Annotated in this window: 1 protein-coding gene; it reads right to left on the minus strand. The window is 52.5% G+C overall.

What is annotated here, in order from left to right:
• Positions 1 to 387 (minus strand): IS3 family transposase (locus tag L991_RS12130; protein ID WP_156129071.1); only part of this gene is annotated, 387 nt, incomplete at both ends.

The following is a 387-nucleotide window of genomic DNA, read 5'->3' on the forward strand; positions in this document are numbered from 1 at the left end:
ATCTAATATTTCCCGCTCAGCTTGCACAAATGAGCTGTAGCCGACCTCTGGTATCCATTCCGTTTTCAAGCTTCGGAAGAAGCGTTCCATTGGGCTGTTGTCCCAGCAGTTGCCGCGTCGGCTCATGCTCTGCTGAATCTGGCATCGCCATAATAATTGCCTGAACTTGATGCTGGTGTAATGGCTACCTTGGTCAGAATGGAACATGAGCCCTTTAGGCCTGCCTCGGGATTCAAACGCATGGCTGAGCGCTTTGCAGGTTAAATCACTATCTGGCGAGAGCGACATCGCCCAGCCGATGGGTTTTCTGGCGAACAAATCCATCACCACCGCCAGATACGCCCATCGATTGCCAACCCAGATATAGGTCACATCGCCGCACCAGAC

Source organism: Chitinibacter sp. ZOR0017 (assembly GCF_000799095.1).
In the GTDB taxonomy this organism is placed as follows: domain Bacteria; phylum Pseudomonadota; class Gammaproteobacteria; order Burkholderiales; family Chitinibacteraceae; genus Chitinibacter; species Chitinibacter tainanensis.